Genomic DNA, 23,581 nt, shown 5'->3' with positions numbered 1-23,581 from the left:
CCCCCGACACCACGCCGTTGACAGATCACACGTGCATTGTCATCCCAGGCGAGGATGATGGAAGACATGACAACCCGCCGAATCACCTTGACGCTCCCCGAGGAACTGGTCGCCACCGCCGAACATGCTGTGGCGGCGGGCCATGCCAGTTCGGTGTCCGCTTACATCGCCGCTGCCGCCGAAGTCGGCAGGGCAGCCGCACCTTTCGCCGAGATGATGCCGAACGCCGAGTCGACCATGCCGGTCGGCGTCTGGCTTGCCGGTGTCATGCACGGCAAGCGGCAGCGAGACACCCGCAGCGTCGTGTGACGCACAGCGTCACGTCGTGAGCGTCGCTGACGCTCACAGATCCGTCACGCCCTCGTTCGTGCGGAATCGCGATCGGCGAAGACCTTGCGGGCAACGGCGATCGCGTTGAGTGCTGCGGGGAAGCCCGCGTAACCGGCCATCTGGGTGATGACTTCGACGACCTCCGTTTCGGTGCCACCGACATTGAGCAGTCCGTGGATGTGCACCTCGAGCTGGGGTGCGGCCGTGCCGAGCGCGGTGAGCATGGCGACGGTGGCCAGCTCGCGTGCCTTCAGGTCGAGGCCGGTGCGGGAGTAGATGTCGCCGAACACGAATTCGAGGAGATAGCGCGCCAGGTCGGGGGCGATGTCCTGTAGCGAGGCGATAACCTGCTCGCCCGCATGGCCGTCGATCTCCGAGAGCCGGACACTGCCGCGCTCGAACCGGTCACCGGTCGGGGCGGGCACGGATTCGGTCCGCACCGGAATGTCGGTGCGGGTGTCGAAAACATCACGGGCTGCGGTCAGTCCGTTGAGTGCGGCAGGGAAGCCCGCGTACACGCTGACGTGGATCAGGGTCTCCACGATTTCCTCGCGCGTGCAGCCGACATTCAGCGCCCCGTCGATGTGGAAGCGCAGCTGCGGTGCCGCATTGCCCATAGCGGCGAGTGCGGACACGGTGGCCAACTGTCGCTGCGGCAGCGTGAGCCCCGGACGGGACAGGATGTCGCCGTAGCCGAACTCGACGGTCAGCCTGCCGAGGTCTGGCGCGATATCGGCGAGGCTGTCCAGGACCGCGGGATTCGGATTACCGCCGACCTTCCGCAACAGGTCCAAGCCGCGCTCGAAACGGTCGTTGTCACTGGTAGCAGCCGCGGCCGAGGGCTCTGTGTTTGTCATACTCGAACTGTAAAAGCTGGAGTGCACTCCAACGCAAGGTCAGGCTGGAGGCTTGCACCTGATCCTCCAGGCCGACGCGAAATCAGGTGCTTCTGGGGGTTGTCCCGGATGTACCGCAGCACCGCGAAACCTTAGCCTTGAAGCATGCGCTTTCTTCCGATCGTTGTGGCTATGTCGGCGGTTGCTCTGCTCGTCGGCTGCTCGTCGGACCCGAAGCCGGCCACATCGGGGGTGTCCGATGGGCGAAAGCATGCCGTGCAGGCCGAAATCGATCGCATGGTGGAGTCCGGTGTGGCGGGGGCGATCGCCACGGTTACCGAGAACGGCGAGACCGTCGTGCTGACCAGTGGGGTCACCGATCGCGAAACCCGCGCACCGATCCCCGCCGCGCCGCCGCAACAGACGCGGATCGGCAGCATCAGCAAGACGTTCCTCGCTTCGGTGGTGCTGCAATTGGTGGCCGAGGACAAGATTCGACTCGACGAGCCGATCGACACCTATCTGCCCGGTTTGCTGGTCGGCGACGGCGTCGATGGCCGCGCGATTACGGTGCGCCAAATCCTGCGTCACCAAAGCGGTTTGCCGGAGCTGACCGACGATCCGCAGGTCGACGAGTATCGGGCGGCCTTGGAACACCGCACGATGACACCCGAGCAGGAGATCGCCCTCGCGCTGCGGTTACCTGCGGCATTCGCGCCGGGCACACAGTGGAAATACACCAACACCAACTACATCGTCGCGGGCATGCTGGTCGAGCGCGTCACCGGCGCGCGGTATGCCGATGAGCTGAACCGGCGCATCTTGCAGCCTCTCGCACTCGAGGATACTTATCTCCCCGGCACGGGTGAGCTCGATATTCGAGGGCCGCATCCGAAGGGTTACGCCACCATCGACGGCGTCGTGACCGATGTGACACGGATCGAGCCCTCGGTGCCGTGGGCCGCCGGCGCGATGGTGTCCACCGGTGTGGACCTGAATCGTTTCTACTCGGAGCTGCTCGCGGGCCGAGTGGTCCCGGCTGCCCAGCTGGTCGAAATGCGCGCGAGCGTGCCGACCGGGCAGCAGCTGGAAGGCATGGACTACGGACTCGGCCTCGGTTCGACGCGCCTGCCCTGTGGCGCAGAGTATTTCGGCCATTCCGGAGGCATCTCCGGATATCGCACAGTCTCCGGCGCCACACCGGAAGGACGCGCCATCACCTACGCCTTCACCGAAGCGCCGAAGTCACAGCCCGAAACCATAAGCATGCTGAGCCACGCACTCTGCCCGTAACCCAAATCAGCGTGCCGGGCGGCCGAACAGGATGATCTGCATCAGGTGGATCACTCGCTGACGTGAGCAGCGCGGATTGTCGGGGCCGAGCCATTGACCCAGATCGACGACCAGCGCGAGCGCGGCATGCACAAGCAGTCGTGCCTCGGCCGCGGTGAGCTCGGGACGGACGCCCGCGAGTAGCTTGGCCCACTCTTCGACGTTGAGCCGCTGGATGTTTCGCAGCACCGTGCGTGCCTCGGTCGGTACATTGCTGATCTCGGCGTAGTAGACGAAGGTCAGGTCTCGTTCGGCGAACGATCCCGTCACATACAGCTCGATCAGCGTTGTCAGCGCCTGCTCTTGGCTGTCGGACGCGGCGATGGCGGGTCCGATCGCCGCCGAAACCCGGTCTGCCGCACGGCGGAACGCGGCGGCGAGGATATCGCCCTTGCTGCGATAGAAGCGGTACACCGCCGAGGATGCGGGCAGCCCGGCCGCATTGGCGATGTCCTCCACGCTGACATTCGGATAGCCACGCTCATGAAACAGCTCGACCGCACGCTCGAGCAACAACTCGTGCTTGAACGTCAACGGAATCTCGCTTACGCCAATGGATTCGGTATCCGCACGCCCCGGTGGCGGCAGCTCGCATTCGGTCACCGCCCGGCAGGCGGCGCGCAGCAGATTCGTCAGCGGGCGCACCGGTACCGAGACATGGTGATCGGAGATGCTGCCGATCACGCTCATGGCGGCCGCCGCGAGTACCGAATGGTCGGGCCCTTCCAGTTCCGGGCGGCTCTGGGCCAGCAGCGCGCGGACCGCCGCATCGGTCGTCACGAGTTGGTCGATCAGGATCTGCCGATCGGCGTCCTCGAGATAGCGGTTCTGCCAGCGCAATAGTGCGGCGCTACGGCGATTGGTGATGGACGCCGCGATCAGCGCGTCGAGGATGTGGGCGAGGCGTTCCTCGGCGGGCCGCTCGCGCAGCGGCTCGGGCAATCTCACGGCTTCCTCGCTGAGCGCGCCGAGGCGCAGCGCCTCCTCTCGAAACAATGCGTACTTGCTCGGGTAGTGCCGGTAGAGCGCGGTGGAGCTGATGTCGAGTCGGGAGGCGATGTCGTCCATGCTGACGCCGTGATAGCCGAAGGATCCGAATGCCTCCGCGGACGCTGCCGCGATCTGTGCCCGGCGGTCCCGTGGCCGCCGGCGCACCGCGCGCGAGGAGCCTGCTGTCGCTTCCCGCGCTGAGCGGCGATCTCGGGCATCCATCTCGCGATGGTAGATCGACCAATTGGTGTGGCGTTGTGCCCAAGTTTGGGGAGGGTTGCGCCATGGTTGAAGGTCCGGGTGAACTAGACCCGTGCCGGGCGTCCGAACAGTACGAGTTGCATCAGCAGGGCGACTCGTGCGGGCGAGGCGATCGGCTCGGTGCCGAAGGACCTGCCGAGATCGACCACCAATGCGAACGCAGCATGAATGAGGAATCGAGCCTCCGCGGCCGACAACTCCGTGCGCACCTCGCGCAGCAGCCGCGCCCACTCCTCCACGCTGAGCCGCTGGATATTTCGCAGGACCGCCCGCTCGTCGGCAGGAATGTGCTGGAACTCCGTGTAGTACACGAAGGTCAGCGCACGCTCGGCGAACGAGCCGTCGACATACTGCTCGATCAGCGTGGTGAGGGCCTGCTCGGCGTCGGCCGCGGCGGCCACCGCGGGACCGATCGCGCCCGAAACCCGGTCGGCGGCGCGCCGAAACGCGGCGGCGAGCAGATCGCTTTTGCCGCGATAGAAGCGATATACCGCCGAGGCCGCCGAAAGCCCTGCGGCAGTGGCGATCTCCTCGACGCTGACATTCGGGTAGCCGCGCTCGTGGAACAGCTCGACGGCTTTGCGCAGCAGCAGCTCGTGTTTGAACGAATCGGGGATCTCCACTGCGGGCAGCGGGTCCGCCGCCGCCTGCTCCGGCGGAAGTTCCGCTTCGCTGATCGCCAGACCGGCCGAATTCAACAGGCGAACAAGAGGTTTCGCAGGCAAAGTGGCGTGGTGGTCGGCGATGCTGGTGATCACGCTCAACATGGCGGCGCGCAGCACCCTGACGTCGTTCTCGCTGAGCGCGGGCCGCACCGCGGCGAGCTGATCGCCGAGTGCGCCGAGGACGGTCAGTTGCTGCTCGGTGCGCAGCACGTTGTCCTGCGGCTCGAGGTAGCGCCCCTCCCAGCGGACCAGGGTGATCGTCGCGCGATTCTCGATCGTCACGCCGATGAGCGAATCGAGCACGTCACGCAACCGCCGCTCGGGGGACCAGTCCGCCGCGTCCGCGGGCAACTCGACCGACTCCGTCATCGCCGTGCCAACCCGCAGCAATTCCTCGCGGAACAGCGCGTACTTGCTCGGATAATGCCGGTACAGCGCCGCCGAGCTGATGCCGAGCCCGGACGCGATGTCCTCCATGCTCACGCCGTGATACCCCAGCGCACCGAACGCGGCCGCCGATGCCGCGGCGATCTGGGCTCGCCGATTCTTCGGTCGCCGCCGGATTTCCCGAGGTGCCGAGTCGCCGCTGACCGCTTTGCGCGCCGTACGGCGATTATCGACACTCATGCGGACATGGTAACGACCTGGCGGGCCCGATGATTTGCCCAGGTCGCGGTGGACTTGTGCGGCCCGGTGCGTGCCGATGGTTTAACGTTTGATTTCTGCTCGAAGTGAGAGGCTGGGCAATGGATGCTCAACAGATCGCGATAGTCCTCTATCCGGGGATGACAGCGCTGGACGCGATCGGACCGTACGAGGTGCTGCGGTTCGTGCCCGGCGCGCAGATCCGATTCGTCGGACACGAGCCCGGCCCCGTCATCACCGATAGCGGAGTCCTCGCGGTCGGTGTGACGCACACTTTCGAGGAAACCCCCGGACCGCAGATCATCGTGATTCCCGGTGGCCCCGCCGCGACGTCGATCGCCGCCGACAAACGTGTGCTGAACTGGCTCAAGACCGCCCACGAAACCACTATCTGGACCACATCGGTCTGCACCGGCGCCCTGATTCTCGCTGCGGCGGGCCTGCTCGACGGAAAACCCGCGACCACCCACTGGGCCGCGCAGGGCGCCCTCGCCCTGCTCGGCGCCAAACCACAGCGCGACCAGCGCATCGTGCTCGCCGACCGGATCGCGACCGCCGCGGGCGTCGCGGCAGGCATCGACCTCGCCCTCTGGCTAGTCGGCGACACTCACGGCCAGGAACGCGCGGAAATCATCCAGCTCGACATCGAATACGACCCACAGCCCCCCTTCGACGCAGGCCACCCCAGCAAGGCCACCCCCGCGGTCCGCCGCAAGGCCCTCGTCGACCAGGCCCGCCTCGCCCCGGCCCTGCGCCGCAGCGAAACCCTGGTAACCACCATCACCGGCGCTCAGAGAGCCTTGTGGCGCAGCGCAATCAACCGAATCCGCGCCTAGCAGCCCGACATGTCCTATTGCCGGTCAGTCGACATCGGTTGCCGAGCGAATAGAGCCATACCAGTCGAGTAATTCCGGGTTGTCGACGGCGCTGCGTTCCACGACGCGGGTGGGGTCGGCGCCCTGGAGGAGCTTTTTGATGGGGACCTCGAGCTTTTTGCCGGTGCGGGTGTGCGGAATGCCGGGGGCGAGGAGGATTTCGTCGGGGACGTGGCGGGGGGAGACCTCGGTGCGGATGGTGGTGTTGATGCGGGTTTTCAGGTCGTCGGTGAGTTCGGTGCCGGGAGTGAGGACGACGAACAGGGGCATCCAGTAGCCGCCGTCGGGTTGTTCGGCGCCGATGACGAGTGCCTCGATGATTTCGGGTAGGCGCTCGACAGATTGGTAGATGTCGGCGCTGCCCATGCGGATGCCGTGGCGGTTGAGGGTGGAGTCGGAGCGGCCGTGCACGATGACGCTGCCCCGGTCGGTGATCGTTATCCAGTCGCCGTGGCGCCAGATGCCGGGGAACATGTCGAAATAGGCGTCGTGGTAACGGGTTCCGTCGGGATCGTTCCAGAAACGAATCGGCATGGAGGGCATCGGCTTCGTGATGACCAGCTCGCCGACCTCGTCGCGGACGGGATGACCTTCGGGGTCGAAGGCCTCGAGTGCGACACCTAGGTAGGGGGCGGAGAGTTCACCGGGCCAGGTGGGCACTGTGCGCGCGCCGCCGATGAACGCGGAGACCACGTCGGTGCCGCCGCTGATCGAGGCGACCTGTACGTGCTCGCCGACGTTGTCGCCCAACCACAGTGCCGAAGAGGGTGGCAGGGACGAGCCGGTGATGCCGACCTGGCGCAGCGCGGACAGATCGTGATCGGTGCGTGGCGTGGCGCCCGCCTTGATGCAGGCGAGTACGTAGCCGGGACTCGTGCCGAGCACGGTGGCGCCGACCTGGGCGGCGTTGTGCCACAGCGCATCCGATGTCGGATAGGTGGGGCTGCCGTCGTAGCAGACGATGGTCGCACCGACGAGTAGCCCGGCGATCTGGAAGTTCCACATCATCCAGCTGGGGCTCGTGTACCAGAAGAAGGTGTCCTCCGGCCCCATATCGGCTTGCAGGGCAACGGCTTTGAGGTGCTCGAGCACGACACCGCCGTGGCCGTGCACGATGCCCTTCGGCAGACCGGTGGTGCCGGAGGAGAACACGATCCACAACGGGTGGTCGAAATCGACGGACGCTGTCTCGATGATGGCGGCTTCGGTCTCCGCGTTGGCGGTGGCCTCGTTCCATGACAGAGTTCCGGGGACCTCCAGGCCGAGCTGGGAGACCGCGACGGTGGCTTTCAGCGTGCCGAGCCCGGCCTGTAGCGCCGCGATGTCCTCGCGCTTATCGTGGGCCTTGCCGCCGAACCGGTAGCCATCGGCCGTTACGAGGACCGTCGGTTCCAGCTGGCCGAGCCGATCGAGCGCCGCCTTTGCCGAATAGTCCTGCCCGCAGGCGCTCCACACCGCGCCGATGCTCGCGGTCGCGAGGAACGCGATCACCGTCTCCGCGATATTCGGCAGATATCCGGCCACCCGATCGCCGGGCTGTACGCCGAGCGATCGCAGAGTGCGCGCGAACGCCGCGGTGCCATCGATCAAATCGGTCCAGGACACCTCACGCGGCGGGGCGTCCTCGGTCAGCTGCACGATGGCGGGGCGGTCGGTGCGGAACTGGCGAACGACCTGGTCGACGTAGTTCAGACCGGTCCCCGGGAACCACTGCGCACCGGGCATTTCGGCGCGCGTCAGTACCTCGCCATCAATTTCGCCCAGCTCGAAGTAGTCCCACACCGCGTGCCAGAACCCGGGCAGGTCGTCGACCGACCACTGCCACAGCGCGCGATAGTCCGGTGCGGATACGCCCGTGCGAGACTCCACGAATTTCGCGAAGTCGGTGATGCGCGCCTGCGCGATATCTGCTTCGGTGGGCACCCATTGTGGTTGCACCGCACTACCTCCTGGCTCGGCTTTTCGGATCAGGTGCTTGCAGGTCGGTCGAAACCACGCCGCTAGCGACTGCTTGCAGGTCGGTCGAAACCACGCCGCTAGCGACTGCTTGCAGGTCGGTCGAAACGACGCCGCTAGCGACTGCTTGCAGGTCGGTCGAAACCACGCCGCGCGATTTGTTCGGCGTGACGCAGCACCGGGGCGTCGACCATGCGACCTTCGAAGGCGAACACGCCCCGATGTTTCGGTACCTCCTCGAGTACCCGACGGGCCCAGTCGATTTCCTTATCGGACGGTGCGTACGCCGCCCTGATCACCGGAACCTGGCTCGGATGGATGGCTACCTTCGCGTCGAAACCGATCGCGGCCGCGTCGAGCGATTCCGCCCGCAAGCCGTCGAGGTCGCGGAAATTCAGATACACCGAGTCGAGCGCGAACTTCCCGTACGCCTTGGCGGCCAGCAGCGAGGTGGACCGAACATGGCGCGCCACATCGCGATAGCTGCCGTCGGCATGCCTGCTCGAGTTCCCGCCGAGCCCGGCAATCAGGTCTTCCGCACCCCACATCACTCCGATGGCATTGCGCACCATCATCGCCCTGCCGACCGCGAGCGCGCCGAGCGGCGATTCGATGAGCGCGATCACCTCGTAGTCCGGCAGCGCGGTGATCTGGTCAGCGGATTCGCATTTCGGCAGCATGATCCGCCGATAATCGGTGCGGTCGAGCGCCGCGCGGTCGAGGTCGTGGTCTTCGGTACCGACGGCATTGATCCGCACGACAGTGGTCTCGGGATCCAGCGCAGTATCGGTCAGCGCCTTGCGTGCCGCGGCTTTGTCTCCCGTGGCGACGCCGTCCTCGAGATCGATGATCACCACATCGGCTGCCGCGGCGGCCTTTTCGTAGCGTTCGGGACGATCCGCGGGACAGAACAACCAGGCCGGGCCCGCCATTTCCCAACTCATGGCCGGCTCGGTTCTTTGCGGACCAGCGTCTTGCGTACCGCCGTCGCGACGATATCGCCGTGCTGATTGCGCGCCGTGTGAGCGAAGGTCGCGATGCCCTCGCCTTGGCGGCTCTTCGACTCCCGCTTGTCGATGATCACGGTCTCGGCGTACATGGTGTCGCCGTGGAACAGGGGCTTCGGGAAGGCGATGTCGGAGAAGCCGAGGTTGGCGACGATGGTGCCCTGGGTCAGCTGCGCGACCGAGAGGCCGACCAGGGTGGACAGCGTGAACATCGAGTTCACCAGCCGCTGGTGGAACGGTGGCAGCTGCTCGCTGAACGCCGCATCCAGGTGAAGCGCCTGGGTGTTCATCGTCAGCGTTGTGAACAGGACATTGTCGGCCTCGGTGATGGTGCGGCCGGGCCGGTGCTCGTAGACAACGTCGGTCTCCAACTCCTCGAACCACAGGCCGCGCTGCACTATCCTGCGCGGCTGCGCCGGTGCGCTCACAGTCCCAACTCCCGCCCGATCAGCATCAACTGGACCTCCGTCGTGCCCTCGCCGATCTCCAGGATCTTGCTGTCGCGATAGTGCCTTGCCACAGCGTATTCGTTCATGAACCCGTAGCCACCGAAGATCTGGGTGGCGTCGCGGGCGTTGTCCATCGCCGCCTCGCTGCCGACCAGCTTCGCGATCGCGGCCTGCTTCTTGAAAGGCTTGCCCGCGAGCATCAGCGCGGCGGCGTCATAGTAGGCGGTGCGTGCGGCGTGCGCGCGCGCCTCCATGCGGGCGATCTTGAAGGCGATGGCCTGGTTGCGGCCGATCGGTCGGCCGAAGGCCTCGCGGTCCTTCGCGTAGCGCACACTCTCGTCCACGCAGCCCTGCGCGGCGCCGACCGACAGCGCGGCGATGGCGATGCGGCCCTCGTCCAGGATGCGCAGGAAGTTCGCGTAGCCGCGGCCGCGCTCGCCGAGCAGATTCTCCTCGGGCACCCGTACGTCGGTGAAGCTCAGCGGGTGGGTATCGGAGGCATTCCAGCCCACCTTGTTGTACGCGGGTCCGGCGACGAATCCTGGGGTGTCGGTCGGCACCAGGATGGTGGAGATCTCCTTCTTGCCACCGGCCTGTCCTGTCACCGCGGTGGCGGTCACCAACCTGGTGATGTCGGTGCCCGAATTGGTAATGAACTGCTTGCTGCCGTTGATGACCCAGTCGCCGCTGTCGAGCGTCGCTGTGGTGCGGGTGCCGCCGGCGTCGCTGCCCGCGCCCGGTTCGGTCAGCCCGAACGCGGCAAGGGCGCGCCCGCTGGTCAGCTGCGGCAGCCATTGCTGCTTCTGTGCGTCATTGCCGAAGCGGTAGATGGGCATCGCGCCGAGCGAGACACCGGCCTCGAGCGTGATGGCCACGCTCTGATCGACCTTGCCGAGTTCCTCCAAGACCAGGCACAGCGCGAAATAGTCGCCGCCCATACCGCCGAACTCCTCGGGGAACGGCAGGCCGAAAAGGCCCATCTCCGCCATGCCGGCGACCACCTGGTACGGGAAGGTGTGGTTCGCATCGTGTTCGGCGGCGACCGGCGCCACCACCGATTGCGCGAAATCCCGCACCGTCATGGCGAGGTCGCGATAGTCGTCGGGCAGCGTACCGGTGGACAGGAAGTCGTTCATGCGGGGTCTCCTACTCGCTCAGCGGTATTCGTCTCGGTAGGTGCGTCGGGCGCGGTGATGCGCGCGAGGGGTTGGCCGAGCCGCACCTGGGTGCCCGGTTCGACGAGGAGTTCGACAGTGCCCGCGATCGGTGCGGTGAGCGAATGCTCCATCTTCATCGCCTCCACCACGACCACCGGGGCACCCGCGGCCACTACGTCGCCGGTGCGGACCGGCACCGCGATCACCGAACCCGGCATGGGGCTGAGAATCTCGGCGTCGCCGACATGCTCATTGCCGCCGCGCACCTTCACTTCCGCCAATTCCCGAAGCGCGGTGACGCCGTCGGGTCCCGCGACCCAGAGCTGTTCGTCGTGTTCCGCGACCCGATACTCGCGCCGCAGACCGGCCGATGTGAGGGTGAGGACGCCCGCGGTCGGCGAGTTATGCGCCACGAAAGTGGCTGACAGTGAGGTTGATTCGCCGTCACCCACTTTCGCGACCGCCGCCTCCGGAGTGCCGGTCAGGTACACGTGCTCGATGCGGGCGCCACCGGCCAGCCGTATCGGTGTCGGCGCGGCCGTCCCGATCCGCCAGCCGGAGGGCACCGCCCACGGATCGCCCGCCGTGGTCGGCCAGCGCCGTAGCCAGTGATAGGTGGCGGCCGCGATGAGGTCGTCGTCGGTGACCGGGGCGGGGGTGAAGTCGGCGACCCGCCGATCGAGCAACCCGGTATCGAGCTTGCCCGCGACCACATCCGGGTCGGCGAGCAGAAAGCGCAGGAACTCGATATTGCTGGTCACGCCGAGCAGCACGGTATCGGCCAGTGCTCGATCGAGTTTCGCCAGCGCCGCGCCGCGGTCATTGCCGTGCGCGATGACCTTCGAGAGCATCGGGTCGTAGTCGCTGCCGACCACCGTGCCGATCCGCAGCCCCGAATCGACTCGAACGCCATTGCCTTGCGGCTCGGACAGATCGAGCACGGTGCCGCCGGTCGGCAGGAACCCGCGGCCGGGATCCTCGGCGTAAACCCTCGCCTCGATCGCGTGCCCGACGAGCCGGATCTCGTCCTGCTCGACGGTGAGCTGCTGTCCCGCCGCGATGCGGACCTGGCATTCCACCAGATCGACGCCGGTCACCAGCTCGGTCACCGGATGTTCCACCTGTAGGCGGGTATTCATCTCCATGAAGAAGAACTCGTCCGGCCGGTCGGCGGAGACGATGAATTCGACGGTGCCCGCACCGACGTAGTTCACGCTGCGCGCCGTATCGCAGGCGGCCGCGCCGATGCGTGCGCGGGTCTGCGCATCGAGCAGCGGTGACGGCGCCTCCTCGACCACCTTCTGGTGCCGCCGCTGCAAGCTGCATTCGCGTTCACCGAGATGGATGACCTGGCCGAACTGGTCGGCGAGGATCTGCACCTCGATATGCCGTGGTCGCAAGACGAAACGCTCGAGGAACAGGGTGTCGTCCCCGAATGCCGCGCCGGCCTCGCGCCGGGCACCGGCCAGTGCGTCGGGAAGCTGTTGCGGCGCTTCGACAAGCCGCATGCCCTTGCCTCCACCACCCGCCGACGGCTTGACCAGTACCGGATACCCGATGTCGGTGGCAGCGGCGATCAACTCCGCGTCGGTGAGGCCCGGCTTCGCGATGCCGGGCACCACCGGCACATCGAAGGCCGCGACGGTGTTCTTCGCCGCGATCTTGTCGCCCATGATCTCGATCGCCTTCACCGGCGGCCCGAGGAAGACAATGCCCGCCTCGGCCAGCGCCGCGGCGAAAGCCGCGTTCTCCGACAGGAATCCGTAGCCGGGGTGTACCGCCTGCGCTCCGGACCGCACCGCGGCCGCGACCACCTTGTCGATGGCGAGATAGCTCGCTCTCGCGGGCGCGGGCCCCAGGTGCACGGCTACGTCGGCCTCACGGACATGCCTGGCCTCGGCATCGGCATCGCTGTACACCGCGACGGAGCGAATCCCCAAGGCACGCAGGGTGCGAATGACGCGGACCGCGATCTCGCCGCGATTGGCGACGAGCACGGTGTCGAATTCGATGGGATGAGATTTGTTCAGCATTGTCATCACATCCGGAAGACGCCGTAGGAAACGGGTTCGAGCGGCGCTTGCGCGCACACCGAAAGGGCAAGTCCAAGAACGGTTCTCGTATCCGCAGGGTCGATTACCCCATCGTCCCAGAGCCGGGCCGTCGAATAGTAGGGATTGCCCTGGTGCTCGTATTGCTCGCGAATCGGCGCCTTGAACGCCTCCTCGTCCTGCGTCGACCACGGCTGCCCGCTGCTGTCGAGCTGATCGCCACGGACGGTCGAGAGCACCGAGGCGGCCTGCTCGCCGCCCATCACCGAGATCCTGGCATTGGGCCACATCCACAGGAAGCGCGGCGAATACGCGCGCCCGCACATCGAATAGTTGCCCGCGCCGTAGGAGCCGCCGATCACCACCGTCAGTTTCGGCACTCGCGCGCAGGCCACCGCGGTGACCATCTTGGCGCCGTGCTTGGCGATACCACCCGCCTCGTAATCACGGCCGACCATGAACCCGGTGATGTTCTGTAGGAACAGCAGCGGGATCTTGCGCTTGTCGCACAGTTCGATGAAATGCGCGCCCTTCATGGCGGATTCGCTGAACAGCACGCCATTGTTGGCGACGATGCCCACCGGGTGGCCGTGGATGTGGGCGAATCCGGTCACCAGTGTTTTGCCGTATTCGGCCTTGAACTCGTGAAAGGCGCTGTCCCCGTTCGAGCCGCCGTCGACGAGCCGGTTGATGACCTCGCGGACGTCGTAGGGCGTGCGCAGGTCGACCGGCACTACGTCGTACAGCTCGCTCTCCGGCGCGGCCGGGGTCGTGGTCGGCAGTACTTCCCATGGTCCGGCGGGACGCGGGCCGAGAGTGGCCACGATTCGGCGCACGATGCGCAACGCGTCCTGGTCATCCTCGGCCAGGTGATCGGTTACTCCCGAGGTGCGCGAGTGCAATTCACCGCCGCCCAGTTCCTCAGCGGTCACCACCTCGCCGGTCGCCGCCTTCACAAGCGGCGGTCCTGCGAGGAAAATCGTGCCCTGATTGCGCACGATCACCGCCTCGTCGCTCATCGCCGGCACGTACGCGCCGCCCGCGGTGCACGATCCGAGCACGGCGGCGATCTGCGGAATCGCCTTGGCGCTCATGGTCGCCTGGTTGAAGAAGATGCGGCCGAAATGTTCCCGATCGGGAAAAACCTCGTCCTGATGCGGTAGGTACGCTCCGCCGGAATCGACGAGATACAGACACGGCAGCTGATTCTGTAGCGCGATCTCCTGTGCGCGCAGATGCTTCTTCACCGTCATCGGGTAGTAGGTGCCGCCCTTTACGGTGGCGTCGTTGGCCACGATGACGCACTCACGCCCCGATACCCGCCCGATGCCGGTGATGATCCCGGCGCCGGGAGATTCGTCGCCGTACATGCCGGTGGCGGCCAGCGGCGACAGTTCGAGGAAGGGGCTGCCGGGGTCGAGCAGTTGATCCACCCGTTCCCGGGGGAGCAGCTTGCCGCGGGCGACGTGGCGTTCCCGCGCCTTCGCGGGCCCGCCGAGCGCGGCCCGCGCGAGCCGTTCGCGCAGGTCGTCGGTCAGCGCCTGATGCGCCGTGCGGTTGTCGACCGCGGTTTCTACTGCCGTCATCACGCTGTCCCGTCGTCCAGTTAGTGGCCGATAACTGGAATTCAGGTTAATCTTGATTAACTGAGATGTCCAGGCCATAGCGATTGCTTGCAGGTCGCTCGCAAGAACCAGCATTCGAAAGGGGCGCGTGTGACCAGCATCGAACCTGTCGCTTTCACCCGCAGGGAGCAGCTGAAGGCGCAGCGCAGGGCGCAGTTGAAGGAAGCCGGTGCCCGGCTCATCGCCGAGCGCGGGTTCCTCGGCATGCGCCTCGACGACCTCGGCGCCGCCGTCGGCATCAGCGGTCCCGCGGTCTACCGTCACTTCCCCAATAAGGAGGCACTGCTCGTCGAGTTGCTCGTCGGTGTCAGCCAGCGACTGCTCGACGGCGGGAAGGCGGTGGTCGCGCGGACGGGCACCGCGGAGGCGGCGCTCGCCGGTCTCGTCGACTTCCATCTGGATTTCGCACTCGGTGAGCCCGAGCTCATTCGGATCCAGGACCGCGACCTGGACAACGTGCCGACCGTCGCCCGCCGCGAACTGCGCCGAACCCAGCGGCAGTATGTCGAGATCTGGGTCGCGATCCTGCGTGAGCTGCATCCGGATCTCCTCGAGGAGACCGCACGTGTGCAAGCTCATGCGGCCTTCGGTCTGATCAACTCCACCCCGCACAGCGCGACCTCCGCCACCGCGACCCGCGCCCGTCCGATCCTGCGTCGAATGGCGCTTGCCGCGCTGGGGTGAGGTGTCAACGAGCGCTCCAGCCGCCGTCCATGGTGTAGGAAGCCCCCGTCACCATGCTCGCGCTGGATGCGGCGAGCCATCCGACAAGGTTGGCGACCTCCTCCGGTTCGACCAGGCGTTTTATCGCGCTCTCGGTCAGCAGCACCTGCTCGAGCACCTCTTGCGCGGGGATGCCGTGTGCCTTGGCCTGATCGGCGATCTGCTTGTCGACCAGCGGCGTTCTGACGTAACCGGGATTGACGCAATTGCTGGTCACCCCGCGCCCGCCGCCCTCGAGTGCGGTTACCTTCGACAGGCCCTCCAGCCCGTGCTTGGCCGTCACATACGCCACCTTGTATTCGGAGGCCCGCAGACCGTGCACCGACGAGATATTGACGATCCGACCGAACCCCTGCCGATACATGTGCGGAAGAGCCGCGCGGATGAGCAGGAACGGCGCCTCGACCATGAGCGTCAGCAGCTTCCGGAACTCCTCCGGCGCGAACTGCTCGATCGGGCTGATGCTCTGCACCCCGGCGTTATTCACCAGGATGTCTACCTCGAGATCCAGATCTTCCAAGGCGGCGACCTCGAGAAGGTCTACCGCCCAAGCCTTTCCGCCGATCTCGGCGGCCAGCGCTTTCGCGCCGACGTCATCGATATCGGCGATGGTGACCAGCGCGCCACGTGCCGCCAGCTCGCGCGCACACGCCGCGCCGATACCGCTCGCAGCACCGGTCACCAGTGCCGAACGTCCGGTCAAATCAGTCATTTGAGCCTCTTTCCCGCGGTTTCGGCTGCCTTCGGTGCGGCATCGGCTTCGGCGGCGAGGATGTCGGCGTCGGCGAGGTCGATGCTCTCCAGGTCGATGCCGCTCGTCTCCTTGGCGAAGTAGACGGCGATCGCTGTGACGGCCGCGGCCGCGGCCAGGTACCAGGCGATCGGGACGGCGGAGTCGAACTCGTCGAGCAGCCGCACGGCGATGATCGGTGCGAGCGACCCGGCCACGATCGAGGTGACCTGATACCCCAGCGACACACCGGAATAGCGCATCCGGGTCGGGAACATCTCCGCCATGATCGCGGGCTGTGCGGCATACATGAGCGCGTGGAATACCAGGCCGATAATGATCGCGGACATGATGATCGCGTTGTGCCCGCTGTCCATCATCGGGAATGCGAAGAAGCCCCAGGTACCCGCGGTGATCGCGCCGACGAAATAGACGGGCCGCCTACCGAATCGGTCGCTCAGTCGCCCGGCCAGGGGGATGGCGAGCAAGTGCACGGCGTGCGCGATGAGCAGCCACCAGAGAATGGTCTTGGTGTTGATACCGACATGCACCTTGAGATAGGTGATCGTGAAGGTGACAACCAGGTAGTACATGATGTTTTCGCCGAACCGAAGGCCCATCGCGGTGAAAATGCCACGCGGATAACGCTTCAGCACCTCGACGACGGTGAACGAACTGGCCTTGATCCGCTCCATCTGCTGCTGCGCCTCGAGAAAGATCGGTGCGTCGGTGACCTTGGTCCGGATGTAGTAGCCGACCAGTACCACGACCGCGGACAACCAGAACGCGACCCGCCAGCCCCAGCTGAGGAACGCGGCATCCGAAAGCGTCGAGGTCAGGGTCAGCAGTGCGACCGTGGCGAGCATGTTGCCCACCGGCACCCCCGCCTGTGGCCAACTGGCCCAGAATCCGCGGCTCTTGCTCGGACTGTGTTCGGCCACGAGCAACACCGCGCCGCCCCATTCGCCGCCCACCGCGAAACCTTGGATGAAACGGAGTGTGACGAGCAGTGCGGGCGCCAAGTAGCCGACTTGGCCGAAGGTCGGCAGACAGCCCATCAGGAACGTCGAGACGCCGACAAGCAGCAGGCTGAACTGGAGCAGTTTCTTGCGGCCGTAGCGGTCGCCGAAGTATCCGAAGACGATGCCACCGAGTGGGCGCGCCGCGAAGCCGACCGCGTAGGTGACGAAGGCCGCGAGGATGGCGTCGAGGTCGCTGGTGTCCTTGGCGAAGAACACCTTGCTGAAGACCAGCGTCGCCGCGGTGCCATAGAGGAAGAACTCGTACCATTCGACGACCGTGCCCGCCATCGACGCGGCAACCACTCGCCGCAGGCCCGTCGGTACGCCGCCGGGATCGTCGCCGGTCGGGCGCAATGCATTTTGCACGCTCATCGAGGTTCTCCTTCATGACCGGCGCCACATCTGGAGATCAAATGTGATGGCGCCCACAATTTCATGGTCAGGACGAGTATTCGTGCAGGTAACTAGGACCGCAATGGCCAGATGTGCACGAGGCATCTGCAAGAATGCAGAAATGAGCCCGACACCTTCAGGGCCGAACCGCCCGAGCGCGGATGATCTGCTGGTTCTGCTCGCCGTCGGCAGGTCCGGCCGCTTCGTGTCCGCGGCGGAAGAGCTCGGCATCAACCACACTACGATCTCGCGCAGGATCGCCGCGCTGGAGCAAACCCTCGGCGGCCGGGTGCTTGCCCGCGCCAGTGGCGGCTGGGAACTCACCGACCTCGGCAGGGAGGCGCTCGCCGCCGCCGAGGTCGTGGAGACGGCGGTCAAGTCGCTCACGGTCGACGCGACCGGGACCCGGGTGTTGGAAGGCGTGGTCCGGCTTTCGGCAACCGACGGTTTCAGTGCTTACCTGGCCGCGCCCGCGGCCGCCGACGTGCGGCGGCAACATCCGAAGATCGCGGTCGAAATCGTCGCGACGACACGGCGCGCGTCCCAGCAGCGTTCGGGGCTGGATGTGGAGGTAGTGGTCGGCGAGCCGCAGGTGCACCGCGCCAAGGCGTTTCGCCTGGCCGACTACTGCCTCGGGCTCTATGGCTCCAGGGACTACCTGCGGGAACGCGGAACGCCCGAGCACATCGACGATCTGGCGCGCCACCCGCTGGTGTACTTCATCGATTCGATGTTGCAGGTCGACGTCCTCGACGTCGCCTCGAGTTTCGTGCCCGCGATGCGCGAATCGGTGTCATCCACCAACGTTTTCGTGCACGTCGAGGCGACCAGGGCCTCGGCGGGCCTCGGGCTGCTGCCCTGTTTCATGGCCGACCGCCACGACGACCTGGTGCGTGTGCTCCCTGACGCGGTGTCGATTCGACTCGCCTATTGGCTCGTCACCCGCACCGAGACGCTGCGCAGACCGGAGGTGGCGGCGGTGGTCGATGCGATTCGAGTTCGGGTGCGCGAGCAGAGCGATGCGCTGCTGGGGATCCGGTGAATGGTCGCGCCGCCGCTGTCGGTAGCGGCGACCTCCCGCTGTCAGGCGACGCGACTGATCGTGCGGTCGATGTCGAGGATGCCGTCGACCATTCGATAGACCGCGTTCATCTGGTGTAGATGGGCGCGGTCGTGGGTGACGAGCAGGGTTGCCGCGCTGTGGTCGCGGACGACGGTGAGGATCAGGTCGATGATGGCGGCGCCGCGTTCGGTATCGAGTGCGCTTGTCGGTTCGTCGATGACCAGTAGCGCCGGGTCGTTCATCAGTGCGCGGGCGATGTTCACGCGCTGGCGTTGGCCGCCGGAGAGTTGGGCGGGACGCTTGCCGTGCTGATCGGCCAGGCCCACCGCGTCGAGGAGTTCCATTGCCTTGGTGTTGGTTTCGCGGCGACGTGCCGGTGGGGTGAACAGGTGCCTGCCGAGGTGTGACATCACCGTGAGCTGTTCGACCGCGGTGAGGGCCGGGATCAGATTCGGCTGTTGGAAGACGATGCCGATGGACGAACGGCGGAGCGCGGCAGCCTCACGCCGAGTCAATGTCACGAGATCGACTGTGCTGTCCACTGTTTCGAGAGTGATACGGCCGGAGTCGGGGCGGATCAGTGTCGACACGGCGGCGAGCAGGCTGGATTTACCCGAGCCGGAGGGGCCGGTGATGGCGGCGACGGTGCCACCGGTGACGTGCAGGCGCACGCTGTTCAACGCGGTGAGCCTGCCGGTGCCGTCCGGGTAGGTGAGGGTTACGTCGTCGACGGTCAGTGCGGTGGCGGTCATGGTATCGCGGCTCCGTTGGTCAGCGCGCCGCGTTGAGCGCGGTGAGTGGGTCGGTGGTGAACAGGAAGCGCAGCGCGAAGGTTGCGCCGAGGAGGCCGAGCACGATCAGGGCCGCGGCGGGTAGCAGGGTGGTTGTCGGGGCGAGCACGAAGGGCAGTGCGCCGCCCATGAATGTGGCTGCGACAAAAGTGATTCCGAGGCCGGTCGCGACACCGACGGCCAGCACGATCGCGGCCTGGGCGAGCGCGTCGCGAACCAGGGAACCCGAGGTCGCGCCGAGCGCTTTCAGTGTGGCGATATCGGGTCCGCGCTGGACGGTCCATACGGTGAAGAAGGCGCCGATCACCAAGGCCGAGATGGCGAACAGCAGCACCGTCATCAGTGTCAGGGAACCGTTTTCGGCCTGGTACGCGCTCAGAGCCGACAATGATCCGGAGACGCTTGTCGTGGTGGTGTGCGCAGTTGTGTTGACAGCGACCATGTTCGGGACACCGGATACCGCGAGCACGGTGGCGGCTGCGCCGCGTGGACTTACCGACCGCCAGTCCGCGGGCGTCATCCAGACCACCGGGGTGTGGCTGTACCAGTCGTCGCCGCCGATGGAGGCCACCGTGAAAGTACCTGCGTCGAGGGTGACTTTGTCACCGGTTCGTGCGGCGAGAGCCTCGGCCGCGCCCGAGCTGAGCACCACCGTGCCCGGCTCGGTTGCGACACGATTGCCGAAAGCGGTTCCTCCCGCGCCGAACAGGGCGACCCGAGCGGGCTCGGAGTCGCCGCGACCGGCCACCGCCGCGGCCGCGTGACCGATGCCGATCGGGTCGACAGTGCCGTTGCGGCCCGCGGCGTTGCGCCAGGTCTCGATCTGTTGTTCGGTCAGTGCGGAGGCGTCGAACGAGGGATCCGCGCCGGTGTCGGCGAAGACGATGGCGTCGGCGGAGATGGCCTCGATAGCCGAGATGTTCTGGTGCGCGAGCCCGGCAGTGAGCCCGCTGAGAAAGCTCACCAGCAGCGCCACCAGAGTGACGACCAGAGTGATGAGCAGGAAACGGCCGCGTGCGGCCCGTAGATCCCGGAGTGCGACGAACATACCTTCACTCTGCTGTTCGCGGTGGGTGTTGCCATCGCGCGAGCGATGGATCGGAGGCCGATCGAAGGTTGGCCGGTGTTTTACACCTTTCGATGGATGCCGCCCGGGTAGCCGCACATAAGCTGGCATCGTGCACTCGTCGCCACTCACCCCTGTCTTCACCGCGCTGCGGTTGGGGCTGCATGTGCTGGTGACGGCGCTTGCGGTGCTGACGGCCGTGCGGGCGCTGCTGCCGGGCGCCGCGCATCCGGTCCCGGTGATCACGCTGACCGTCGCGTTCCTGGCGACCTACTTCGCGGGTGCCCTGCTCGGCACCGGTTCTCGCGCGATCCAGCTCTGGTTGCTGGCGCTCACCGTGCTGTGGCTCGGCCTCGTCGTGGTCGCGCCCGATGCCGGATATCTCGCATTCGGCCTATTCTTCCTGTACCTGCATCTGTTGCCGCGACCATGGAGTCTGCTCGCGGTGGTGGCCGCGGACGTGGTGGCCGTGGTCGGTTTCGGGCTGCATCGTGGGTGGTCGGTGGCAGGCGCGATCGGCCCGACCCTCGGTGCCGCCGTTGCCGTCGGGATAGGGCTGGGTTACCAGGCGCTGTTCCGAGAGTCCGTCGATCGGCAGCGACTGATCGACGAATTACTCAGCACCCGAGCGACTCTCGCGGACCAGGAGCGCACGGCGGGCAAGTTGGCCGAGCGTGAGCGGTTGGCGCAGGAGATCCACGACACCGTCGCCCAGGGACTCAGCAGCATCCAGTTGCTGCTGCACGCGGTCGAGCAATCGTCGCCGGACCATCCCGCGCTGCAACAGATTCGACTCGCGCGGGAGACCGCGGCGGAGGATCTTGCCGAAACCCGAAGGCTGATAGCCGAATTGACGCCCGCCGCGTTGGAGGGCCAGTCGCTGGCGCAGGCTCTCGAACGAATATGCCGACGGGCCGAGTCGCCCGGACTGACCGGTCAGATGGTGATCGAAGGTGTCCCCGAACGGCTTCCGATGCCGATCGAAGCCGCGTTGGTGCGCATCGCCCAGGGGGCGGTTTCGAACGTCGTGCGCCATGCCCGCGCGAGCCGGATGCGTCTCACGCTGACCTACGCCGACACCGATGTGCACCTCGACGTGGTCGACGACGGCATGGGCATCGACCCGGTTGTGCTGGAACGCGCCCCGTCCGGCACCTTCGGACTTGCCGCCATGCGTAGCCGAGTCGAACAGCAAGGCGGCACATTGGCCGTCGAGTCCGAACCGGGACACACCGCCGTCACCGCCTCGTTTCCACTGGGCCCAGTCCAGTCGAATTCCCTTGCACCCCTGCTAGATTCAGTCGATCTGGATCACCCGTGATCAGACTGCTGCTGGCTGACGACCACGCCATCGTCCGCGCCGGACTGCGCGCTCTGCTCGAAAGCGGCGATGAGATCACCGTCGTAGGCGAGGCGCCCACCGCTGAGGCCGCCGTCGCCTTTTGCGCGACAACCCCGGTCGATCTGGTGCTGATGGACCTGAGCTTCGGCCCCGGCCGCTCCGGCGTCGACGCGACCACCGAGCTGCGCGCCCTCCCCACCCCGCCGAACGTGCTGGTAGTCACCAACTACGACACCGACGCCGACATTCTCGGCGCCATCGAGGCGGGCGCCTGCGGCTACATCCTGAAGGACACTCCGCCCACCGAATTGCTCGCCGCGGTCCGTTCGGCGGCGGCGGGGGAGAGCGTGCTGTCGCCCGCGGTGGCGTCCAAGCTGATGACTCGAGTCCGTCGAGCCGACACGACGCTGAGCGCACGCGAGATCGAGGTGCTTCGTCTCGTCGCCGACGGCCGATCCAACCGTGAGATCGCCAAAGAACTATTCCTCAGCGAGACCACCGTCAAGTCTCACCTCGTCCACATCTACGCCAAACTCGGCGTCCGCTCCCGCACCTCCGCGGTTGCCCGCGCTCGCGAACACGGCGCAATCTGACACTGCTCGCGTTGCGGTGAACCAGTTGGATGGTGGTCGGCTCGCGGGTGCCACCATTTCCGCATGGAGCCACCATTTCGCAGTACACGTGGAGTGCTGGATGGTGCGGTGCGGCGACATGCGGCCCTGAGGGCGGCGAGGCCGGGCGAGTGGGCTTTATGGTGTGGTCCATGGCCTCACTGACGGACCCCCAAGTGCGCGAGTTCCTCTCCCAGGGCACCAAGACCGCCAAGGTGGCGTTCGTCGCCGCCGATGGCAGGCCGATCGTGACCCCCGTCTGGTTCGTCCTCGAGGGCGAGGAGTTGGTGTTCAACACCGGCAAGACCAGTGCCAAGGGCAAGGCCCTCGCTCGTGATCCCCGCATCGCCATCTGCGTCGATCTCGAGGAGCCGCCCTACGGTTCCATCCAGATCCAGGGCACGGTCACCCTGTCCGAGGATCTCGACAACCTCGTCCGCACGGCCACCGAAATCGGCGGTCGCTATATGGGCGCCGAGCGCGCCGAGGAATTCGGCAAGCGCAACGGCGTGCCGGGCGAACTCGTGGTGCGGGTGCGGCCGACCAAGGTGATCGCGCATTTCGACGCGATCGGCTGAGCTGTCATGGCCTGAATAGACTCTCCGGTATGACCGTGCACTTCATCGGGGCCGGGCCCGGCGCCGCCGACCTGTTGACGGTGCGCGCGGTGCAGTTGCTACGGACTTCGCCCGTCTGCCTGTACGCGGGCACCTACCTTGATCCGGAGGTGCTCGCGTACTGCGCGCCCGACACCGAACTGATCGACACCCAGCATCTGGATATCGACCAGATCATCGGCCACCTGGTCCGCGCCGACGAGTCCGGCAAGGACGTGGCCCGTCTCTGCTCCGGCGACCCCTCGATCTACTCGGCACTCACCGAGCAGACCCGCCGCCTCGACGCCGACAACATCTCATGGGATGTCACCCCGGGCGTCCCCGCCTATGCCGCCGCGGCCGCCGTGCTCGGCACCGAACTGACAGTGCCCGAACTCGTCCAGTCGGTCGTGCTCACCCGGACCCAGGCCCGCTCGACGGCGATGCCCGACTCCGAAGCACTGGCGAACTTCGCCAACACCGGCGCGACGCTGGTCCTGCACCTGGCCATTACCCGGATCCGCACGCTGGCCGCCGAACTGGTCGCGGATTACGGCGCGGAGTGCCCGGTCGCGGTGGTGTACCGGGCGAGCCAGCCGCAACAGTTGGTCCTTCGCGGCACGCTGACCGACATCGCCGACCAGGTCGAAGCCACGAACCTCCGGCAGGCCGCGATCATCCTCGTCGGCAGGGCCCTCGGCGAAGCATCGCTCTGCGCACGCTCACACCTCTACGATCCGGCTCGCAACCGCTCGAATTGAGCGATCGGCCAGCCGTTGTCAGCCTCGAGCCGTCCCCGTGCGTGGGTGTCCTCGGCATCGGCCTCAGTTGCCAAATGCCCGGTTTGCCGCGGTCATGCGACCTCGAGCAAGCAGTGTGAGACCGGTGCCGGTCGGCTAGCGAACTTGCGATGATCCCGCTGCCTGGGGTGATGTGGTACCGCTATTGGCATTGGTTGGTCGGGTGCCGTGCGCGACGGTAGATTGTTTCGGTGATCAGCAGGGACCGGCTGGATTTCGCCGGAAGCGGCGAAACTGAGGAGTACCTCTATCTCCGTGGCGACCT

At 66.4% G+C, this 23,581-nt stretch carries 22 protein-coding genes; 9 read left to right on the top strand and 13 right to left on the bottom strand.

The window, feature by feature from the left end; all coding sequences use genetic code 11:
• The first annotated feature begins 66 nt into the window (after positions 1–66).
• The gene (locus ACLMAJ_RS03375; protein WP_412011949.1) at positions 67–309 is read left to right on the top strand and encodes a hypothetical protein; all 243 of its coding nucleotides are present in this window, start codon (positions 67–69) and stop codon (positions 307–309) included.
• Between the two features lie 44 nt (positions 310–353).
• On the opposite strand, the gene ACLMAJ_RS03370 is transcribed toward ACLMAJ_RS03375, so the two are convergent.
• Positions 354–1,187, bottom strand: coding sequence for a carboxymuconolactone decarboxylase family protein (locus ACLMAJ_RS03370; protein WP_412011948.1), 834 nt, complete (start codon positions 1,185–1,187; stop codon positions 354–356).
• 144 nt (positions 1,188–1,331) lie between these two features.
• On the opposite strand from ACLMAJ_RS03370, the gene ACLMAJ_RS03365 reads away from it, so the two are divergent.
• Positions 1,332–2,459, top strand: coding sequence for a serine hydrolase domain-containing protein (locus tag ACLMAJ_RS03365; RefSeq protein ID WP_412011947.1), 1,128 nt, complete (start codon positions 1,332–1,334; stop codon positions 2,457–2,459).
• Between the two features lie 6 nt (positions 2,460–2,465).
• Here the strand turns inward: ACLMAJ_RS03365 and ACLMAJ_RS03360 are convergent, their stop codons facing one another.
• The gene (locus ACLMAJ_RS03360) at positions 2,466–3,710 is read right to left on the bottom strand and encodes a TetR/AcrR family transcriptional regulator (protein ID WP_412011946.1); all 1,245 of its coding nucleotides are present in this window, start codon (positions 3,708–3,710) and stop codon (positions 2,466–2,468) included.
• 83 nt (positions 3,711–3,793) lie between these two features.
• Entirely contained in the window at positions 3,794–5,041 is a 1,248-nt protein-coding gene (locus ACLMAJ_RS03355) for a TetR/AcrR family transcriptional regulator (RefSeq protein ID WP_412011945.1), read from the bottom strand.
• Between the two features lie 119 nt (positions 5,042–5,160).
• Here ACLMAJ_RS03355 and ACLMAJ_RS03350 point away from each other — a divergent pair, with 119 nt between their 5' ends.
• Positions 5,161–5,895, top strand: a complete 735-nt coding sequence (locus ACLMAJ_RS03350) for a DJ-1/PfpI family protein (protein ID WP_412011944.1) — start codon at positions 5,161–5,163, stop codon at positions 5,893–5,895.
• 24 nt (positions 5,896–5,919) lie between these two features.
• Here ACLMAJ_RS03350 and ACLMAJ_RS03345 read toward each other — a convergent pair whose 3' ends face one another.
• From ACLMAJ_RS03345 to ACLMAJ_RS03320, 6 genes are all read right to left on the bottom strand, one after another.
• Positions 5,920–7,872: an acetoacetate--CoA ligase gene (locus tag ACLMAJ_RS03345; RefSeq protein WP_412011943.1), complete on the bottom strand. Its 1,953-nt coding sequence runs from the start codon at positions 7,870–7,872 to the stop codon at positions 5,920–5,922.
• A gap of 134 nt (positions 7,873–8,006) precedes the next feature.
• Complete coding sequence (locus ACLMAJ_RS03340; RefSeq protein ID WP_412011942.1) at positions 8,007–8,834, bottom strand: HpcH/HpaI aldolase/citrate lyase family protein; 828 nt, start codon at positions 8,832–8,834, stop codon at positions 8,007–8,009.
• Complete coding sequence (locus ACLMAJ_RS03335; RefSeq protein WP_412011941.1) at positions 8,831–9,325, bottom strand: MaoC family dehydratase; 495 nt, start codon at positions 9,323–9,325, stop codon at positions 8,831–8,833. Before ACLMAJ_RS03335 ends, ACLMAJ_RS03340 begins: the two co-directional genes overlap by 4 nt.
• Positions 9,322–10,482 (bottom strand): acyl-CoA dehydrogenase family protein, encoded by a 1,161-nt coding sequence (locus tag ACLMAJ_RS03330; protein WP_412011940.1) that lies wholly within the window; start codon positions 10,480–10,482, stop codon positions 9,322–9,324. Before ACLMAJ_RS03330 ends, ACLMAJ_RS03335 begins: the two co-directional genes overlap by 4 nt.
• Positions 10,479–12,536: an acetyl/propionyl/methylcrotonyl-CoA carboxylase subunit alpha gene (locus tag ACLMAJ_RS03325; protein WP_412011939.1), complete on the bottom strand. Its 2,058-nt coding sequence runs from the start codon at positions 12,534–12,536 to the stop codon at positions 10,479–10,481. The genes ACLMAJ_RS03330 and ACLMAJ_RS03325 overlap by 4 nt, the downstream gene beginning before the upstream one ends.
• 5 nt (positions 12,537–12,541) lie before the next feature.
• Positions 12,542–14,140: a carboxyl transferase domain-containing protein gene (locus tag ACLMAJ_RS03320; RefSeq protein WP_412011938.1), complete on the bottom strand. Its 1,599-nt coding sequence runs from the start codon at positions 14,138–14,140 to the stop codon at positions 12,542–12,544.
• A gap of 129 nt (positions 14,141–14,269) precedes the next feature.
• On the opposite strand from ACLMAJ_RS03320, the gene ACLMAJ_RS03315 reads away from it, so the two are divergent.
• Complete coding sequence (locus ACLMAJ_RS03315) at positions 14,270–14,863, top strand: SACE_7040 family transcriptional regulator (protein WP_412011937.1); 594 nt, start codon at positions 14,270–14,272, stop codon at positions 14,861–14,863.
• Positions 14,864–14,867: 4 nt separating this feature from the next.
• On the opposite strand, the gene ACLMAJ_RS03310 is transcribed toward ACLMAJ_RS03315, so the two are convergent.
• Together ACLMAJ_RS03310 and ACLMAJ_RS03305 are read right to left on the bottom strand one after the other, a co-directional pair.
• Positions 14,868–15,614 carry a 3-hydroxybutyrate dehydrogenase gene (locus ACLMAJ_RS03310; protein WP_412011936.1) on the bottom strand — a complete coding sequence of 249 codons (747 nt, stop codon included), beginning with the start codon at positions 15,612–15,614 and terminating at the stop codon, positions 14,868–14,870.
• A complete protein-coding gene (locus tag ACLMAJ_RS03305; RefSeq protein ID WP_412011935.1) occupies positions 15,611–17,026 on the bottom strand; it encodes an MFS transporter in 1,416 nt (471 codons plus the stop codon). Before ACLMAJ_RS03305 ends, ACLMAJ_RS03310 begins: the two co-directional genes overlap by 4 nt.
• A 142-nt stretch (positions 17,027–17,168) precedes the next feature.
• Between ACLMAJ_RS03305 and ACLMAJ_RS03300 the strand changes: the two genes are divergently transcribed.
• Positions 17,169–18,089, top strand: a complete 921-nt coding sequence (locus ACLMAJ_RS03300; protein WP_412011934.1) for a LysR family transcriptional regulator — start codon at positions 17,169–17,171, stop codon at positions 18,087–18,089.
• Between the two features lie 41 nt (positions 18,090–18,130).
• Here ACLMAJ_RS03300 and ACLMAJ_RS03295 read toward each other — a convergent pair whose 3' ends face one another.
• Together ACLMAJ_RS03295 and ACLMAJ_RS03290 are read right to left on the bottom strand one after the other, a co-directional pair.
• Positions 18,131–18,862 (bottom strand): ABC transporter ATP-binding protein, encoded by a 732-nt coding sequence (locus tag ACLMAJ_RS03295; protein WP_412011933.1) that lies wholly within the window; start codon positions 18,860–18,862, stop codon positions 18,131–18,133.
• A 19-nt stretch (positions 18,863–18,881) separates the two neighbouring features.
• Complete coding sequence (locus ACLMAJ_RS03290; protein WP_412011932.1) at positions 18,882–19,949, bottom strand: ABC transporter permease; 1,068 nt, start codon at positions 19,947–19,949, stop codon at positions 18,882–18,884.
• Positions 19,950–20,079: 130 nt separating this feature from the next.
• Between ACLMAJ_RS03290 and ACLMAJ_RS03285 the strand changes: the two genes are divergently transcribed.
• The 4 genes from ACLMAJ_RS03285 (at position 20,080) to cobM (ending at position 23,277) form a co-directional block, all read left to right on the top strand.
• A complete protein-coding gene (locus tag ACLMAJ_RS03285) occupies positions 20,080–21,288 on the top strand; it encodes a sensor histidine kinase (RefSeq protein WP_412011931.1) in 1,209 nt (402 codons plus the stop codon).
• Positions 21,285–21,902 carry a response regulator gene (locus ACLMAJ_RS03280; protein WP_412011930.1) on the top strand — a complete coding sequence of 206 codons (618 nt, stop codon included), beginning with the start codon at positions 21,285–21,287 and terminating at the stop codon, positions 21,900–21,902. The genes ACLMAJ_RS03285 and ACLMAJ_RS03280 overlap by 4 nt, the downstream gene beginning before the upstream one ends.
• Positions 21,903–22,072: 170 nt before the next feature.
• Positions 22,073–22,498 carry a PPOX class F420-dependent oxidoreductase gene (locus ACLMAJ_RS03275; RefSeq protein WP_412011929.1) on the top strand — a complete coding sequence of 142 codons (426 nt, stop codon included), beginning with the start codon at positions 22,073–22,075 and terminating at the stop codon, positions 22,496–22,498.
• 29 nt (positions 22,499–22,527) lie between these two features.
• Complete coding sequence (gene cobM / locus ACLMAJ_RS03270) at positions 22,528–23,277, top strand: precorrin-4 C(11)-methyltransferase (RefSeq protein WP_412011928.1); 750 nt, start codon at positions 22,528–22,530, stop codon at positions 23,275–23,277.
• The last annotated feature ends 304 nt before the right edge of the window (positions 23,278–23,581 follow it).

The organism is Nocardia arseniciresistens, from assembly GCF_046764875.1.
GTDB lineage: Bacteria > Actinomycetota > Actinomycetes > Mycobacteriales > Mycobacteriaceae > Nocardia > Nocardia arseniciresistens.
This window is presented reverse-complemented; position numbering and strand designations above follow the sequence as displayed.